The 15,791-nt window shown below is 66.5% G+C and carries 13 protein-coding genes; 11 read left to right on the top strand and 2 right to left on the bottom strand.

Annotated elements, in window-relative coordinates; genetic code table 11:
• Positions 1-52: 52 nt before the first annotated feature.
• The gene (gnuR, locus tag AC3WL2_RS22770; protein WP_102685268.1) at positions 53-1,072 is read right to left on the bottom strand and encodes a transcriptional regulator GnuR; all 1,020 of its coding nucleotides are present in this window, start codon (positions 1,070-1,072) and stop codon (positions 53-55) included.
• Between the two features lie 207 nt (positions 1,073-1,279).
• Here gnuR and AC3WL2_RS22765 point away from each other — a divergent pair, with 207 nt between their 5' ends.
• From AC3WL2_RS22765 to AC3WL2_RS22730, 8 genes are all read left to right on the top strand, one after another.
• Positions 1,280-1,819, top strand: coding sequence for a gluconokinase (locus tag AC3WL2_RS22765; RefSeq protein WP_102685267.1), 540 nt, complete (start codon positions 1,280-1,282; stop codon positions 1,817-1,819).
• A gap of 114 nt (positions 1,820-1,933) precedes the next feature.
• Complete coding sequence (locus AC3WL2_RS22760) at positions 1,934-3,286, top strand: GntP family permease (RefSeq protein WP_102685266.1); 1,353 nt, start codon at positions 1,934-1,936, stop codon at positions 3,284-3,286.
• A 108-nt stretch (positions 3,287-3,394) separates the two neighbouring features.
• Positions 3,395-3,694, top strand: coding sequence for a hypothetical protein (locus AC3WL2_RS22755; RefSeq protein WP_102690687.1), 300 nt, complete (start codon positions 3,395-3,397; stop codon positions 3,692-3,694).
• Between the two features lie 250 nt (positions 3,695-3,944).
• Positions 3,945-5,219: a glycerate kinase type-2 family protein gene (locus tag AC3WL2_RS22750; RefSeq protein ID WP_102690681.1), complete on the top strand. Its 1,275-nt coding sequence runs from the start codon at positions 3,945-3,947 to the stop codon at positions 5,217-5,219.
• Positions 5,216-6,631, top strand: a complete 1,416-nt coding sequence (gene pyk / locus AC3WL2_RS22745) for a pyruvate kinase (protein WP_102683545.1) — start codon at positions 5,216-5,218, stop codon at positions 6,629-6,631. Before AC3WL2_RS22750 ends, pyk begins: the two co-directional genes overlap by 4 nt.
• A gap of 127 nt (positions 6,632-6,758) precedes the next feature.
• Positions 6,759-7,634, top strand: a complete 876-nt coding sequence (locus AC3WL2_RS22740) for an urea transporter (protein ID WP_102683546.1) — start codon at positions 6,759-6,761, stop codon at positions 7,632-7,634.
• Positions 7,635-7,679: 45 nt separating this feature from the next.
• Positions 7,680-8,501 (top strand): ion transporter, encoded by an 822-nt coding sequence (locus tag AC3WL2_RS22735; protein WP_102683547.1) that lies wholly within the window; start codon positions 7,680-7,682, stop codon positions 8,499-8,501.
• Between the two features lie 124 nt (positions 8,502-8,625).
• Positions 8,626-9,624 (top strand): sulfate ABC transporter substrate-binding protein, encoded by a 999-nt coding sequence (locus tag AC3WL2_RS22730; RefSeq protein ID WP_102683548.1) that lies wholly within the window; start codon positions 8,626-8,628, stop codon positions 9,622-9,624.
• Between the two features lie 199 nt (positions 9,625-9,823).
• Here AC3WL2_RS22730 and AC3WL2_RS22725 read toward each other — a convergent pair whose 3' ends face one another.
• Positions 9,824-10,750: a class I SAM-dependent methyltransferase gene (locus tag AC3WL2_RS22725; protein ID WP_102683602.1), complete on the bottom strand. Its 927-nt coding sequence runs from the start codon at positions 10,748-10,750 to the stop codon at positions 9,824-9,826.
• 161 nt (positions 10,751-10,911) lie between these two features.
• Between AC3WL2_RS22725 and AC3WL2_RS22720 the strand changes: the two genes are divergently transcribed.
• Genes AC3WL2_RS22720 through AC3WL2_RS22710 form a run of 3 tightly spaced genes read left to right on the top strand, consistent with a single transcriptional unit; the run spans position 10,912 to position 15,779 of the window.
• Positions 10,912-11,565 (top strand): DsbA family oxidoreductase, encoded by a 654-nt coding sequence (locus AC3WL2_RS22720; protein ID WP_102683549.1) that lies wholly within the window; start codon positions 10,912-10,914, stop codon positions 11,563-11,565.
• The gene (locus AC3WL2_RS22715; RefSeq protein WP_102683550.1) at positions 11,562-12,665 is read left to right on the top strand and encodes an efflux RND transporter periplasmic adaptor subunit; all 1,104 of its coding nucleotides are present in this window, start codon (positions 11,562-11,564) and stop codon (positions 12,663-12,665) included. The genes AC3WL2_RS22720 and AC3WL2_RS22715 overlap by 4 nt, the downstream gene beginning before the upstream one ends.
• 36 nt (positions 12,666-12,701) lie before the next feature.
• Entirely contained in the window at positions 12,702-15,779 is a 3,078-nt protein-coding gene (locus tag AC3WL2_RS22710) for a MexW/MexI family multidrug efflux RND transporter permease subunit (protein ID WP_102683551.1), read from the top strand.
• Positions 15,780-15,791 lie beyond the last annotated feature (12 nt).

Below are 15,791 nucleotides of genomic sequence, written 5' to 3'. Positions count from 1 at the left end.
CTGGTAAAAATAACAGGCCAATCCCATCAATGAACGTCCCCAGCCAAGCGTGCTAGGAGCTCTCCCTGACCATCAGCTCGAAGCCCAGGTCCTGCTGACCGGTAGCCACCCGCTTGCCATCGAGCAACGCCAGCAGAGCCTGCGCCGCGCCGCGCCCGACAGCCGCGCGCGGGGTGCGGATCGAGGTCAGGCGCGGGACCATGTGCGCCGAGGCCGGCAGGTCGTTGAAACCGACCATCGCCACCCGGCGCGGCACTTCGATGCCTTCGCGCAGGGCCTGCAGCACCGCGCCCTGGGCCAGGTCGTCGTTGCAGAAGAAGATACCGTCGACATCCGGCGCCTGGGCCAGCAGGCGGCTGAACAGCGTGCCGCCCAGGCCGATGGACGAGGGTTGCGGGTCCAGCACTTCAAGCTCGGGGGCTTGCAGACCGGCCTCGGCGAGGGCCTGACGGAAGCCTTCGGCGCGCTGCATCACCCGAGGGTCGAGCTGCGCGGCGATGAACCCCAGGCGTCGGCGGCCACGCTCGATCAGGTGCCGCGCCGCGGCGCGCCCGGCCGCGTGCTGGGAGAACCCTACCGACAAGGCATCGCCCTCGCCGCCCAGCTCCATCATGTGCACGCACGGTACTTGGCTCGCGGCCAGCATCTGCCGCGAGGCCTCGCTGCGCTCGAAGCCGGTGAGCAGCACGCCGCACGGCTGATAGGCCAGGTAGTTGCGGATCAGGTTCTCTTCCTCGGCGACATCGTAGTGATAGTTGCCAATGAGCACCTCCAGGCCACGGGGGCGCATCACCTCGTGAATGGCCTCGAGGGTGTCGATGAACAGCTGGTTGGACAACGAGGGGATCAACACCACCACCGACTGGCTGCGCGCCGACGCCAGGGCACGGGCGGCCGGGTTGGCGACATAGCCGAGGCTCGCCGCCGCAGCCATGACCTTCTGCGCAAGCTCCGGCGCGACCGTGCTGACGCCACGCAGGGCGCGGGAGGCGGTGATGGGGGAAACCCCGGAAAGCCTGGCGACTTCCGCCAGGGTGGGACGACCGGTAGTACGCGAGCCAGTACGGGACATGAGTATTGTAATTTTACTGCTTGCAGGAATGGGGAACGGTCACTAAGGTAGCGCTGTCTCTGGATGCAGGCAATGCAATCTTGGTAGCAGGCATGCGTTCAGCGTCCATACTGCCAAAGACAAGATCAATAACACCCGGGAGGGTGGCGCATGGTGTTCGGCTCGTCGCGACCGAGACAGCGCTATCTCACCCAGCAGGAGGTACAGATGAACCCTTCCCTGTCCGCGATCGTGGTCATGGGCGTGGCCGGCTGCGGTAAAAGCAGCGTCGGTGCTGCCATTGCCACCCGCAGCGGCGGCCGCCTGATCGAAGGCGATGCCTTCCACCCCGCCGCCAACATCGCCAAGATGAGCGCCGGCATTCCCCTGAACGACGACGACCGTGCCGGTTGGCTGGTGCGCCTGGGCGAGGAGCTGCAGGCCACCCTCGCCGCCGGTGAACGCCCGATCCTCACTTGCTCCGCCCTCAAGCGCCGCTATCGGGACACCCTGCGCCTGGCCGTGCCCGAGCTGTGCTTCGTGTTCCTCGAGCTGACCCCGCAGGAAGCCGAGAAACGCGTACTCGCGCGCCCCGGTCACTTCATGCCGGCCAGCCTGATCGACAGCCAGTTCGCAGCGCTCGAGCCGCCGCACGCAGAGCCCCTGACCCTGGCCCTGGACGCCACCCGCCCGCTGCCCACGCTGGCCGAGGACGTGCACCAGTGGCTAAAGCCTTGCGGTGAGCAGGCGCTGGCGCGGACTGCCTGACCCGGCGGTTTTTCCGGCTCACCAAAGACAGCGCTGTCTCCAGGCCTCTCAAGGCTGATTACCGCAAGACATGCGATACCAAAACAACAACGAAAAGACCGAGGTTCACGAACCATGTTCGGACTGGCTACCGATACCTTCCTGCTACTCGACGCGCTGGTCACCATCGTCGGGCTCATCCTGCTGATCACCCATTTCAAGGTCCACCCCTTCGTCGCCCTCACCATAGCCGCGGGCTTTCTCGGCCTGACCTCCGGCATGCCGGTGGCCAAGGTGATGAAGTCGTTCCAGGACGGCTTCGGCGGCGTGCTCGGCTTCGTCGGCATCGTCCTGGCCCTGGGCACCATGCTCGGCAAGCTGATGGCCGACTCCGGCGGCGCGGACCAGATCGCCCAGACCCTGATCCGCGCCTTCGGCAAGCAGAAGGTGCACTGGGCGATGATGTTCGCCGCCTTCCTGGTGGGCATCCCGCTGTTCTTCGAGATCGGCTTCGTGCTGCTGATCCCGCTGGTGTTCATCGTCGCCCGCCGCTCCGGCGTATCGCTGGTGAAGATCGGCATCCCGCTGCTGGCGGGCCTTTCGGTGGTGCACGGCCTGGTACCGCCGCACCCGGGCCCGCTGCTGGCGATCGGCATTTTCCACGCCGACATCGGCAAGACCATCTTCTATGGCCTGGTGGTGGCCCTGCCTACGGCGGTGATTGCCGGCCCCCTGTTCGGTAATTTCATTTCGCGCTACATCCCGGGCAACCCGTCCCAGGAGCTGATGGACCAGATCGCCCGCGAGTCGAACCAGCAGAACCTGCCCAGCTTCAGCGTGACCCTGATCACCGTGCTGCTGCCGGTGGTGCTGATGCTGCTCAAGACCTTCGCCGACGTGGTGCTGCCGGCCGAGCACATCGTGCGTCAGTGGATGGACCTGATCGGCCACCCGATCACCGCCCTGCTCGCCGCACTGCTGCTGGCCTTCTACACCTTCGGTTCGGCCCGTGGCTTCAACCGCCAGCAGATCATGAAGATGCTCGACCAGAGCCTGGCCCCCACCGCCGCCATCGTGCTGATCGTCGGCGCTGGCGGTGGCTTCAAGCAGATGCTGGTCGACACCGGCGTGGGCAACGTGATCGGGCAGATGGCGGTGCAGGCCGAGATTTCGCCGATCATGCTGGCCTGGCTGGTGGCAGCGGTGATCCGCATCGCCACCGGCTCCGCCACGGTGGCCACCATCACCGGCGCCGGCATCGTCGCCCCGGTGATCGACCTGGTGCCGGGCGTCAACCGCGAACTGCTGGTGCTGGCCACCGGCGCCGGCTCGCTGATCCTGTCCCACGTCAACGACGCCGGCTTCTGGCTGGTCAAGCAGTACTTCAACATGACCGTGGCCGAGACGTTCAAGACCTGGAGCATGATGGAAACCATCCTCTCGGTGGTCGGCATCATCTTCATCATGCTGCTGTCGATGGTGGTGTGACCGTTGGTCGCCGTGATGGCACCTTGCTGATGGGCCCATGGCCCATATGAGAACGAGGCCCTGCGCAGGCGGGGCCGACTTCTTGTCACCGCAAAGGAGCTTGCCCGCATGAACCGTTCCTTCCTGCTTGCCGCCCTGCTCGCCTCGCCCCTGGCCTTCGCCGCCGGTACCGGCTCCACCTACCCTGACGACCCGCACAACCCGGCGCCCAAGCCCGGCGTGGACAGCACCCTCAACCCGATCGAGAAGCCCATGCCACGGGATACCGACCCGCGGATCAAAGGCAATGACCCGGACAGCCCGCCAGCCGAGCAGAACGATGATCGTGATCTGCCGGGGATGGGGGACAGCGGCTCGGAGGGGATGGGGCGTGATGGCGGAGGGTCGGGCAACGGCGGCAAGCCCTAAGCTTTGTGAAACCAGGCGTTACTCAGCACAGTAGGAAAATCCAGCCGGCTCCCACAAGGACCGCGCAATTGCTGAATTCTGCGCTGTACCTGTGGGAGCCGGCTTGCCGGCGATGAATCCAACACCGTTCTCCTGCAACCACAGGTCGAAGGGTGACCCCGAGCAACACCCGCCCCTGGTTCGGCCTGCACGGAGGCAGTTCCAGGGGCGTTTTCGATTTTGCAGAACAACAAGAATCTGGGAGCCTGCCATGTCGGTCGATCCACAAAAATTCCTGCGCGAGCTGTTCGACACAGCCATCGCCGCCGCCCACCCCCGTCAGGTCCTCGAACCCCACCTGCCCGCCGACCGTAGCGGCCGGGTCATCGTCATCGGCGCCGGCAAGGCCGCTGCCGCCATGGCCGAAGTGGTCGAGAAGAGCTGGCAGGGCGAAGTCTCTGGCCTGGTCGTGACCCGCTACGGCCATGGCGCCAGCTGCCAGAAGATCGAGGTGGTCGAAGCCGCCCACCCGGTCCCCGACGCTGCCGGCCTGGCCGTGGCCAAGCGCGTGCTCGACCTGGTCAGCAACCTGAGCGAAGACGACCGCGTCATCTTCCTGCTCTCCGGCGGTGGCTCGGCCCTGCTGGCCCTGCCCGCCGAAGGTCTGACCCTGGCCGACAAGCAGCAGATCAACAAGGCCCTGCTGAAATCCGGCGCCACCATCGGCGAGATGAACTGCGTGCGCAAGCACCTCTCGGCCATCAAGGGCGGGCGCCTGGCCAAGGCCTGCTGGCCGGCCACCGTCTACACCTACGCGATTTCCGATGTACCGGGCGACCTGGCCACGGTCATCGCCTCCGGCCCCACCGTGGCCGACCCGAGCACCTCGGCCGATGCCCTGGCGATCCTCAAGCGCTACAACATCGAAGCGCCCAAGGCCGTCATCGACTGGCTCAACAACCCGGCCTCGGAAACCGTCAAGGCCGACGATCCGACGCTGGCGCGCAGCCACTTCCAGCTGATCGCCCGCCCCCAGCAGTCGCTCGAGGCCGCCGCGGTGAAAGCCCGCCAGGCCGGTTTCAGCCCGCTGATCCTCGGTGACCTGGAAGGCGAGTCGCGCGAGGTGGCCAAGGTGCATGCCGGCATCGCCCGCCAGGTCGTCCTGCACGGCCAGCCGCTGAAGGCGCCCTGCGTGATCCTCTCCGGCGGCGAGACCACCGTCACCGTGCGCGGCAATGGCCGTGGCGGGCGCAACGCCGAGTTCCTGCTCAGCCTTACCGAAAGCCTCAAGGGCCTGCCGGGGGTGTACGCATTGGCCGGCGATACCGACGGCATCGACGGCTCCGAGGACAACGCCGGCGCCTTCATGACCCCGGACAGCCACGCCCGCGCCGAGGCCCTGGGCCTGTCGGCCAGCGATGAGCTGGACAACAACAACGGCTATGGCTACTTCGCCGCGCTCGACGCGCTGATCGTCACCGAGCCGACCCGCACCAACGTCAACGACTTCCGCGCCATCCTGATCCTCGAGACCGACCCCTCATGACGCCTGATAAAAAAGTAAAAATCCTCGCCACCCTCGGGCCTGCGATCAAGGGCATCGACGACATCCGCCAGCTGGTCGAGGCCGGGGTGAACATCTTCCGCCTCAACTTCAGCCACGGCGAACACGCCGACCACGCCCTGCGCTACCAGTGGATCCGCGAAGTCGAGCAGCAGCTCAACTACCCGCTGGGCATCCTCATGGACCTGCAGGGGCCGAAGCTGCGCGTCGGCCGCTTTGCCGACGGCAAGGTACAACTGCAACGCGGCCAGGCCCTGCGCCTGGACCTGGACAAGACCCCGGGGGACAGCCGCCGCGTGAACCTGCCACACCCGGAGATCATCGCCGCGCTGGAGCCCGGCATGGACCTGCTGCTCGATGACGGCAAGCTGCGCCTGCGCGTCACCGCCAAGCACAGCGACGCCATCGACACCGAAGTGCTGGCCGGCGGCGAGCTGTCCGACCGCAAGGGCGTCAACGTGCCGCAAGCCGTGCTCGAGCTCTCCCCGCTCACCGAAAAGGACCGCCGCGACCTCACCTTCGGCCTCGAGCTGGGCGTGGACTGGGTGGCCCTGTCGTTCGTGCAGCGCCCGCAGGACATCCTCGAAGCACGCGAGCTGATCGGCGACCGCGCCTACCTGATGGCCAAGATCGAGAAGCCTTCGGCGGTCGAGCAGTTGCAGGCCATCGCCGAGCTGTCCGACGCGATCATGGTCGCCCGTGGCGACCTGGGCGTGGAAGTGCCGGCCGAGAGCGTGCCGCAGATCCAGAAAAGCATCATCAATACCTGCCGCCAGCTGGGCAAGCCGGTGGTGGTGGCCACGCAGATGCTCGAATCCATGCGCTTCTCCCCGGCCCCGACTCGCGCCGAAGTCACCGACGTGGCCAATGCCGTGGCCGAAGGCGCCGACGCGGTGATGCTGTCGGCCGAGACCGCCTCGGGCGACTACCCGCTGGAGGCCGTACAGATGATGAGCAAGATCATCCGCCAGGTAGAGAACGGCCCGGACTACCAGGCCCAGCTCGACGTTGGCCGGCCCAAGGCCGAAGCCACGGTGTCCGATGCCATCAGCTGCGCGATCCGCCGCATCAGCGGCATCCTGCCGGTGGCGGTGCTGGTCAACTACAGCGAGTCGGGGAACTCCACCCTGCGCGCCGCCCGCGAGCGGCCACGGGCGCCGATCCTCAACCTGACGCCGAACCTGAACACCGCCCGCCGCCTGAGCGTGGCCTGGGGCGTGCACTCGGTGGTCAACGACCGCCTGCGCCAGGTCGACGAGGTGGTCTCCACGGCGCTGGAAATCGCCCAGGCCCAAGGCATGGCCAGCCGTGGCGACACGCTGCTGATCACCGCCGGTGTGCCTTTCGGCAAGCCGGGTTCGACTAATACGCTGCGGATCGAGACGCTGGTGTAACAACCTGCACGACTCCTGTGGGAGCGGCGGTGCGCCGCTCCCACGAGACGTGCTAGCAACCCATGACATCGCGGAAAACCGAGGCCCGAAGAGGCCACCGCTCCCCCACTCACCTTACCGACTGCCCATGTACACCAAGAATTTCGTCAACCCGTGCCCCGACTGGGCCACGGCCTTGCTCAACGGCTTCAGCCAGGTGCTGCTGCTGCGCAACCCCCTGTGCGGCCTGTGCTGCCTGCTGGCCATCCTGCTGACCGCGCCGAACCTGGTCGGCGGCGCCCTGCTCGGCGCCCTGGCCGGCCTGCTCACCGCCCAGCGCCGCGGCTACGACCGCGCCGACCGCCAAGCCGGGCTGTACTGCTACAACGGCGTGCTGATCGGCATCCTGATCAGCGCCGTATTGCCCTGGTCGGCAATCCTGCCACCGCTGATCATCGCCGCCGGCGGCCTGTCGAGCATGCTCACCCACCAATGGCGCAAGCGCGGCGGCAAGCTGCTGATCGCCTACACCGCGCCATTCGTGCTGCTGGGCTGGGCCGCGTTGCTGCTGACCGAGCCGTCGGCCAACGGCTATGTCGAAGCGGATCCGGTGTATGCCCTGCTGCGCGGCGTGGGGCAGATCTTTTTGCTCGACAAGCCCATGGCCGGCCTGCTGATCGTCATCGGCATGTACTTCGCCAACCCGTATGCCGCCACTTGGGCGTTGATCGGCTCGGCCATCGGCGGTGGTGTCGCGCTGCTGGCTGGAGAAACGCAGGCCGCGTGGCTGGGGCTGTATGGCTTCAACGCCGCCCTGGCGGCCCTGGCCTTCAGTCGCCAGGGTGAGAAACCCTGGATGACCTTGCTCGCCATCGCCTGCGCCCTGCTGCTGCAGCCGCTGTTCAACCTGCTGCCGATTTCCGGGCTGACCGCGCCTTTTGTGACCGCGTGCTGGCTGATGCACCTGGGCAACCACCTGGTCCAGGTCAACCAGCGCCGCAACGCACCCCGCTTGCACAGCTGATACCCAGCCCCTAGGCTCTGCCCATCCACCTATTGGAACGAGCCCATGGACAACCCTGCGAGCCTGCGCGAGCGGCTCTACGTCATCGTCTTCCAGACCGACACCACGGCTGGCAGACGCTTCGACAAGATTCTCCTGCTGATCATCCTCGCCAGCCTGGTGACGGTGATCCTCGACAGCATCGACGACGTTCACCAGAACTACGCCGGGCTGCTGGCCGGGATCGAGTGGGGCTTCACCGCGATCTTCCTCGCCGAATACATCACCCGCCTGTACTGCTCGCCCAAGCCACTGCGCTATGCCTTCAGCTTCTACGGGCTGGTCGACCTGCTGGCGATCGTGCCGGGGATCATCGCCCTGTACTACAGCGACGCCCAGTACCTGCTGATCATCCGCGTGGTGCGCATGCTGCGGATCTTCCGCGTGCTCAAGCTCAGCCCCTACCTCAAGCAGGCCCATTACCTGCTGGCGGCACTTCAGGGCAGCAAGCAGAAAATCATCGTGTTCCTGGTCAGCGTGTCGACCCTGGTGACCGTGTTCGGCACATTGATGTACGTGATCGAAGGGCCGGAGCATGGCTTCACCAGCATCCCCAAGGGCATCTACTGGGCCATCGTCACCCTCACCACCGTGGGCTTCGGCGATATCGTGCCGACCACGCCGCTGGGGCAGGTGCTGTCGTCGCTGGTGATGATCACCGGTTACTCGATCATCGCCGTGCCCACCGGGATCTTCACCGCCGAACTGGCCAATGCCATGCGCGGCGAACAGTTGCAGCATGACTGCCCGACCTGCGCCAAGCACCACCACGAGCATGGCGCGGCGTTCTGTTCGCGCTGTGGCAATGCGTTGTTTCCCAAGCAATAGGCAGCGCCCCCAATGCAGGGCAAGCATAAGCAAAGAGCCATTTGGTCTTTAGCCACCCTAGCGCCAAACGCTATAGTCGCTGGCATATCGCCAACCCTTTGAATCAGAACAAGGAATGCCCCTAGTGAAAAAACTCTTCAGTGCCTCGCTGCTCGCCGCGGGCCTGGCCCTGGGCAACCTCGCCCAGGCCGCCCCTACCCTGCTCAACGTGTCGTACGACGTGATGCGCGACTTCTACAAGGACTACAACCCGGCGTTCCAGAAGCACTGGGAGAAGGAGCACAACGAAAAGGTCAACCTGCAGATGTCCTTCGGCGGCTCGAGCAAGCAGGCGCGCGCGGTGATCGATGGCCTGCCGGCCGACGTGATCACCATGAACATGGCCACCGACATCAATGCCCTGGCCGACAATGGCAAACTGGTGCCGGACAACTGGGTAACGCGCCTGCCGAACAACAGCGCGCCGTTCACCTCGGCCACCGTGTTCATCGTGCGCAAGGGCAACCCCAAGGCGCTGAAGGACTGGCCCGACCTGCTGAAGGATGGCGTGCAGGTGATCGTGCCCAACCCGAAAACCTCGGGTAACGGCCGCTACACCTACCTCTCGGCCTGGGGCTACGTGCTCAAGCAGGGCGGTGACGAAAGCAAGGCCCGCGACTTCGTCGGCAAGCTGTTCAAGCAGGCCCCGGTACTGGACACCGGTGGCCGCGCCGCCACCACCACCTTCATGACCAACCAGATCGGCGATGTGCTGGTGACCTTCGAGAACGAGGCCGAGATGATCGCCCGCGAGTTCGGCCGCGACCAGTTCGAAGTGGTCTACCCGAGCGTGTCGGCCGAGGCCGAGCCGCCGGTGAGCGTGGTCGACAAGGTGGTGGCCAAGAAAGGTACCCAGGCCGTGGCCGAGGAATACCTGAAGTACCTGTGGTCGCCGGAGGCCCAGGAGATCGCCGCGAACAACTACCTGCGTCCGCGTGACGCCACCGTGCTGGCCAAGTACACCGACCGTTTCCCGAAAGTCGACTTCCTGTCGGTGGAGAAGACCTTCGGCGACTGGCGCACCGTGCAGAAGACCCACTTCAATGACGGTGGCGTGTTCGACCAGATCTATACCAGCCATTGATCACTGACCTGTACCGGCCTATCGCCGGCAAGCCGGCTCCCACACCGACCGCGCAAACCTCAACCCTTGCGCTATGCCTGTGGGAGCTGGCTTGCCAGCGATGAGGCCACTACAAGCAACACAAGACAGTTGCTCCGACGGGGAACGCGATCTCCTGTGAGAGCCGGCTTGCCGGCGATAGGCCGGTAAGGGCTACTGATCACCCCTGGCGAAACACCAGCGCCTTCAGCCCACCCTCCGGATCCGCATCGGGAAACTCCGGCGGATTCTCCAGCCGCTCGACGAACGCCAGCCCCGGCGCCTGCTCGGCCATCCCCTCGATGAGAAACTGCGGCCCGATCCCAGGATCGTTGACGCAGGCCAATACCGTGCCGCCTTCAGTCAACAACTCCGGCAAACGCCGAAGGATCTTGGCGTAGTCCTGGGTCAGCACGAAGCTGCCGCGCTGGAAGGTCGGCGGGTCGATGATGATCAGGTCGTACGGCCCGTACTTGCGCACCTTGCCCCACGACTTGAACAGCTCATGCCCCAGGTACGCCACCCGCGAGGCGTCATGGCCATTGAGCCGGTGATTGTCGCGGCCCCGGGACAGCGCCGACTTGGCCATGTCCAGGTTGACCACCTGCTCGGCGCCGCCGGCAATCGCCGCCACCGAGAAACCACAGGTATAGGCGAACAGGTTGAGCACGCGCTTGCCGCCCGCCTGCTCGCGCACCCAGCGCCGGCCGTAGCGCATGTCGAGGAACAGGCCATTGTTCTGTCGCACGCCCAGGTCGAGCAGGTACTTCAGGCCATCCTCGACCACCTCGCGCTGCTGGCACGGCGCGCCCCACAGCCACTGCCCAGGGCTGTCGGGCAGGTAGCGGTGCTGCAGCAGGATGGCCTGGCCGCTCCACTGCGGGCGCTCGGCCAACGCCATCAGCATTGCTTCAAGCTCGGCCAGCTGGCCCTCGGGCGGCTCGCGGAACAACGCCACCAGCAACACGCCGTCGAGCCAGTCGACGGTGATCTGTTCAAGCCCCGGCCAGCAGCGGCCACGGCCATGGAACAGGCGGCGAGTCTCCTGGGGGGCGGGGTCGAGGGCGGCGAGCAGGTGCTGCTCGAGGGTGGCAATGGCTGGGCTCATGTCGGCTACGGTCAGGCAAAAGCGCCATTCTACCCGCTCGCGGCCGGGCCGGGCGGCCATCGATGAAGGGGATGAGAGGGTTTGCGGCACTTTTGTCGCTTTTTTCTTGCCGGGGCGCTGTGGATAGTGCGGCCATCCCTCCCTGAAACCGGATCACTGCCATGTCACCCCTGAAAGTCGAATTCTTCCACGATGTCGTCTGCGGCTGGTGCTTCGTCCTCGCCCCGCGCCTGAAGCAGTTGCAGGACGAACTGAACCTGGACGTGCAGCACCGCAGCTTCATCCTGCAGACCAGCCGCGAGGCAATGGTCGAGCGCTTCGGCTCGATGCCCAAGGCCAAGGAGACCATCCTCAGCCACTGGCTGTCGTGCTCGCGCGCCGAGGACGTCAAGCGCATCAACATCGAAGCCATGCGCCAGCAGGACTTCGAGTACCCCACCGGCCTGCTCGCGGGCCTGGCCTGCCAGACCGCCAAGGCCCTGGGCGGCAACGAAGGCCACGAGCGCCTGTTCGACCGCCTGCAGGAAGCCCACCTGGTGCAGGCCCGCAACATCGGTGACCGCGCCACCGTGCTGGCGGTGGCCGCCGAAGCCGGTTTCGACCCGCAGGCCTTCGCCACGGCATTCGACCAGCAGGCCCCGCAGATGCTCGAGGAAGAACTGGCCCAGGGCCGGCGCCTGGGCATCAGTTCGGTGCCCAGCCTGGTGATCGACGGCCGCTACCTGGTCCCCGGCGCGCTGAGCCTCGAGCAACTGCGCCAGACCTTCATCCAGGTCCGTGCCAACCAGAACCAGGCACAAGGAGCCGCCCAATGAAAAGCCGTTACTGGATCGCCGCCGGCACTTCCCTGTCGCTGCTGGCCATGGCCCTGCTGCCCGCCCCGGCGGTAGTGGCCAACGACGCCCCCGCCGCCCAGGCCAACGCCACCCCGGTGGCAATCGCCCGTGTGCAGTCGGGCCCGATGCCGCAGGTGCTCAGCGCCGTCGGCACCCTGGAGGCGGTACACCAGGTCAATGTCTCGCCCGAGGTCGGCGGGCGTATCACCGCGTTGGAGTTCACCGCCGGCAAGGCCGTGACCGCAGGCCAGGTGCTGGTCAAGCTCAACGACGCGCCCGAGCGCGGCGAGCTGGCCAAGCTGCAGGCCCAGGCCAAGAACGCCAAGCTGGCCCTGGAACGCACGCGCAAGGTGCTGCCGCTGGCCTCCACCCAGGCCCAGCTGGACCAGGCCCAGGCCAACTACGACCAGCTGCTCGGTGAGATCGCCCAGGTCCAGGCGCAGATCGCGCAGAAGACCATCCGCGCCCCGTTCGCCGGCGTGCTGGGTATCCGCAAGGTCAACCTCGGGCAATACGTCAGCCCCGGCGACAGCCTGGTGACCCTCACCGAGCTGTCGCGCCTGCACGTCAACTTCCCGCTACCCGAGCAGTCCGCCGCCGCCCTGCAGGCGGGCCAGGCCATCACCCTCAAGGTCGACGCCTGGCCGCAGCAGCGCTTTGACGCCGCGGTGACCACCCTGGAGCCGCAGATCGACCCGGGCGCCCGCTCCATGCTGGTGCAGGCAACCCTCGACAACCCCGGCCAGCAACTCAAGCCGGGCATGTTCGCCAACGTCAGCATCGAACTGCCGAGCCACGCCGATGTGCTGAGCGTGCCGGAGACGGCCATCAGCTACAGCGCCTACGGCAACTCGCTGTACGTGCTGCGCGAGAAGGACGGCGCCCTGCGCGTGGAGCAGGTGTTCGTCAAGCTCGGCGCGCGCCGCGACGACCGCGTGGTGGTGCTCGACGCGCTGACCCCGGGCGACCGCGTGGTGGTCTCGGGGCAGATCCGCCTGAGCAACGGCATGCCGGTGCGGGTCACCGATGACACCCTGGCCGCCAGCACCACGCGCAAGCCGGACCTGGCCCAGCAGTAATGGGTTTGCGTGCCACTGAAAAGGACCTGTAGCACCATGAAATTCACCGACCTGTTCATCCGCCGCCCGGTACTGACCCTGGTGGTCTGCGCGATGATCGTCATGCTTGGCCTGTTGGCGCTGCTGAACCTGCCGATCCGCCAGTACCCGCAGCTGGAAAGCGCGACCATCACCATCACCACCGAATACCCCGGCGCCCGCTCGCAGCTGATGCAGGGCTTCGTCACCCAGCCCATCTCGCAGGCCGTGGCCTCGGTCGACGGCGTCGACTACCTGAGCTCGACCTCGACCCAGGGCAAGAGCGTCATCAGCGTGCGCCTGAAGCTCAACGCCGACTCCAACAAGGCCCTCACCGAGATCATGGCCGCCGTCAACCAGGTCAAGTACCGCCTGCCCGAAGGCGCCTACGACTCGGTGGTGGCCAAGTCTTCCGGCGAAGGCACGGCGGTGATCTACGTCGGCTTCTCGAGCAAGGACATCGGCCTGCCGGCGATCACCGACTACATCTCCCGCGTGGTGCAGCCGCGCCTGGCGGCCATCGATGGCGTGGCCGAGGCGCAGATCCTCGGCGGCCAGAAACTGGCCATGCGCCTGTGGCTGGACCCGGCGCGCATGGCTGCGCGCAACCTGTCGGCCAGCGACGTGGCCGAGGCCATCCGCCAGAACAACTTCCAGGCTGCCCCCGGGCAGACCAAGGGCCAGTACGTCTCGGCCAACATCAACATCAACACCGACCTGACCAGCGTCGACCAGTTCCGCCAGATGGTGGTGCGCCGCGACGGCGACACGCTGATCCGCCTGAGCGACATCGGCACCGCCGAGCTCGGCGCCACCTCCTACGACACCAGCGGCATCATGGACGGCGAGCCTGCGGTGTTCATCGGCCTGCACGCCACCCCCGCCGGCAACCCGCTGACCATCGTCGGCTCCGTGCAGGAAATGATGCCGCAGATCCGCGAGACCATGCCGCCGGGCATGACCGCCAACATCGTGTTCGAGGTGGCGCGTTTCATCCAGGCGTCCATCGACGAGGTGGTCAAGACCCTGGTCGAGGCCGTGGTGATCGTCGCCGTGGTGATCTTCCTGTTCCTCGGTTCGCTGCGCAGCGTGCTGATCCCGCTGGTGACCATCCCACTGTCGCTGATCGGCGCGGCGGCGATCATGAGCCTGTTCGGCTTCAGCATCAACCTGCTGACCCTGCTGTCGATGGTCCTGGCCATCGGCCTGGTGGTGGACGACGCCATCGTCGTGGTGGAGAACGTGCACCGGCATATCGAGGAAGGCAAGTCGCCGTTGCAGGCGGCCTTGGTCGGCGCCCGCGAGATCGCCGGCCCGGTGATCGCCATGACCCTGACCCTGGCCGCGGTGTACGCCCCCATCGGCCTGATGGGCGGGCTGACCGGCGCGCTGTTCAAGGAGTTCGCCTTCACCCTCGCCGGCGCCGTGGTGGTGTCCGGCGTGGTGGCGCTGACCCTGTCGCCGGTGATGAGCGCCTTCCTGCTCAACCGCCAGGCCAGCGAAGGGCCGATGGCGCGTGGCGCCGAGCGTTTCTTCCACTGGCTGGGCAACGGCTATGGCCGTTTGCTTGACGTGTCCCTGCACCACCGCTGGGTCACCCTGGCCATCGCCGTGGCGGTGTTCGTCAGCCTGCCGATCCTCTACCTCGGCGCCCAGCGCGAACTGGCGCCGGTCGAGGACCAGGCCCAGGTGCTGGCGGTGGCCAAGGCCCCGCAGTACGCCAACATCGATTACACCCAGATGTACGCGCACCGCATGGACCGCCTGTTCGCCACCTTCCCGGAAACCGACATCACCTGGGTGGTCAACGGCAACGACGGCCCGCGCACCGCGTTCGGCGGCGCCAACCTGAGCACCTGGGAAAAGCGCCAGCGCAGCGCCGACCAGCTGCAGGCCGAGATCCAGAAAGCCGTGGGCGAGATCGAGGGCGTGGCCATCTTCGCCTTCCAGCTGCCGCCGCTACCCGGCTCCACCGGCGGCCTGCCGGTGCAGATGGTGATCCAGAGCTCCCAAGACCACCGCGTGGTGTTCGACGCCATGGACAAGATCAAGCAGGCGGCCATGGCCAGCGGCCTGTTCGCCGTGGTCGACAGCGACCTGGACTTCAACAGCCCGCTGGTCAACATCAACATCGACCGCAGCAAGGCCAACGACCTGGGCATCAGCATGCAGGCCATCGGCGACGCCCTGGCGGTGCTGGTGGGCGAGAACTACGTCAACCGCTTCGCCCTCGACGGCCGTTCCTACGACGTGATCCCGCAGGTGGCACGGGCCCAGCGCCTGTCGGCGGAAATGCTGGTCGGCCAGTACGTCAAGGCCGCCAACGGCGCCCAGGTGCCGCTGTCGACCCTGGTCAGTTTCGACATGTCGATCGAGCCCAACAAGCTGACCCAGTTCAACCAGCTCAACTCGGCCACCCTGCAGGCGGTGCCGGCGCCGGGCGTGAGCATCGGCGACGCGGTGCAGTTCCTCGCCGCCCAGGCCAATGCCCTGCCCACCGGCTTCAGCCATGACTGGCTGTCGGATGCCCGCCAGTTCGTCCAGGAAGGCAGCGCCCTGGTGGTGACGTTCATCTTCGCCATCCTGGTCATCTACCTGGTGCTGGCGGCGCAGTTCGAAAGCCTGCGCGACCCGTTGGTGATCCTGGTCAGCGTGCCGATGTCGGTATGCGGCGCGCTGATCCCGCTGTACCTGGGCTATGCCACGGTGAACATCTATACGCAGATCGGCCTGGTGACCCTGGTCGGCCTGATCAGCAAGCACGGCATCCTCATGGTCGAGTTCGCCAACGAGCTGCAGCAGGCCGACCAGCTCGACCGCCGCACGGCCATCGAACGCGCCGCGCAGATCCGTCTGCGGCCGATCCTGATGACCACCGCGGCCATGGTCGTGGGCCTGGTGCCGCTGCTGCTGGCCAGCGGCGCCGGTGCCCACAGCCGCTTCAGCCTGGGCCTGGTGATCGTCATCGGCATGCTGGTCGGTACGCTGTTCACCCTGTTCATCCTGCCCACCGTGTACTCGCTGCTGGCCAAGGACCACCGTGCCAGCGAAGACCCACGCCTGCAGGAACTGGCCGCCTACACCCAGCCGGCCTGACCCCTTAGCCCG

The sequence above is a fragment of the Pseudomonas sp. FW305-96 genome, assembly GCF_058783825.1.
This window is presented reverse-complemented; position numbering and strand designations above follow the sequence as displayed.

Coding starts and splice junctions, on each gene's coding strand:
- gnuR (WP_102685268.1), bottom strand. CDS start 1,072: ATGTCCCGTACTGGCTCGCGTACTACCGGTCGTCCCACCCTGGCGGAA.
- AC3WL2_RS22765 (WP_102685267.1), top strand. CDS start 1,280: ATGAACCCTTCCCTGTCCGCGATCGTGGTCATGGGCGTGGCCGGCTGC.
- AC3WL2_RS22760 (WP_102685266.1), top strand. CDS start 1,934: ATGTTCGGACTGGCTACCGATACCTTCCTGCTACTCGACGCGCTGGTC.
- AC3WL2_RS22755 (WP_102690687.1), top strand. CDS start 3,395: ATGAACCGTTCCTTCCTGCTTGCCGCCCTGCTCGCCTCGCCCCTGGCC.
- AC3WL2_RS22750 (WP_102690681.1), top strand. CDS start 3,945: ATGTCGGTCGATCCACAAAAATTCCTGCGCGAGCTGTTCGACACAGCC.
- pyk (WP_102683545.1), top strand. CDS start 5,216: ATGACGCCTGATAAAAAAGTAAAAATCCTCGCCACCCTCGGGCCTGCG.
- AC3WL2_RS22740 (WP_102683546.1), top strand. CDS start 6,759: ATGTACACCAAGAATTTCGTCAACCCGTGCCCCGACTGGGCCACGGCC.
- AC3WL2_RS22735 (WP_102683547.1), top strand. CDS start 7,680: ATGGACAACCCTGCGAGCCTGCGCGAGCGGCTCTACGTCATCGTCTTC.
- AC3WL2_RS22725 (WP_102683602.1), bottom strand. CDS start 10,750: ATGAGCCCAGCCATTGCCACCCTCGAGCAGCACCTGCTCGCCGCCCTC.
- AC3WL2_RS22720 (WP_102683549.1), top strand. CDS start 10,912: ATGTCACCCCTGAAAGTCGAATTCTTCCACGATGTCGTCTGCGGCTGG.
- AC3WL2_RS22715 (WP_102683550.1), top strand. CDS start 11,562: ATGAAAAGCCGTTACTGGATCGCCGCCGGCACTTCCCTGTCGCTGCTG.
- AC3WL2_RS22710 (WP_102683551.1), top strand. CDS start 12,702: ATGAAATTCACCGACCTGTTCATCCGCCGCCCGGTACTGACCCTGGTG.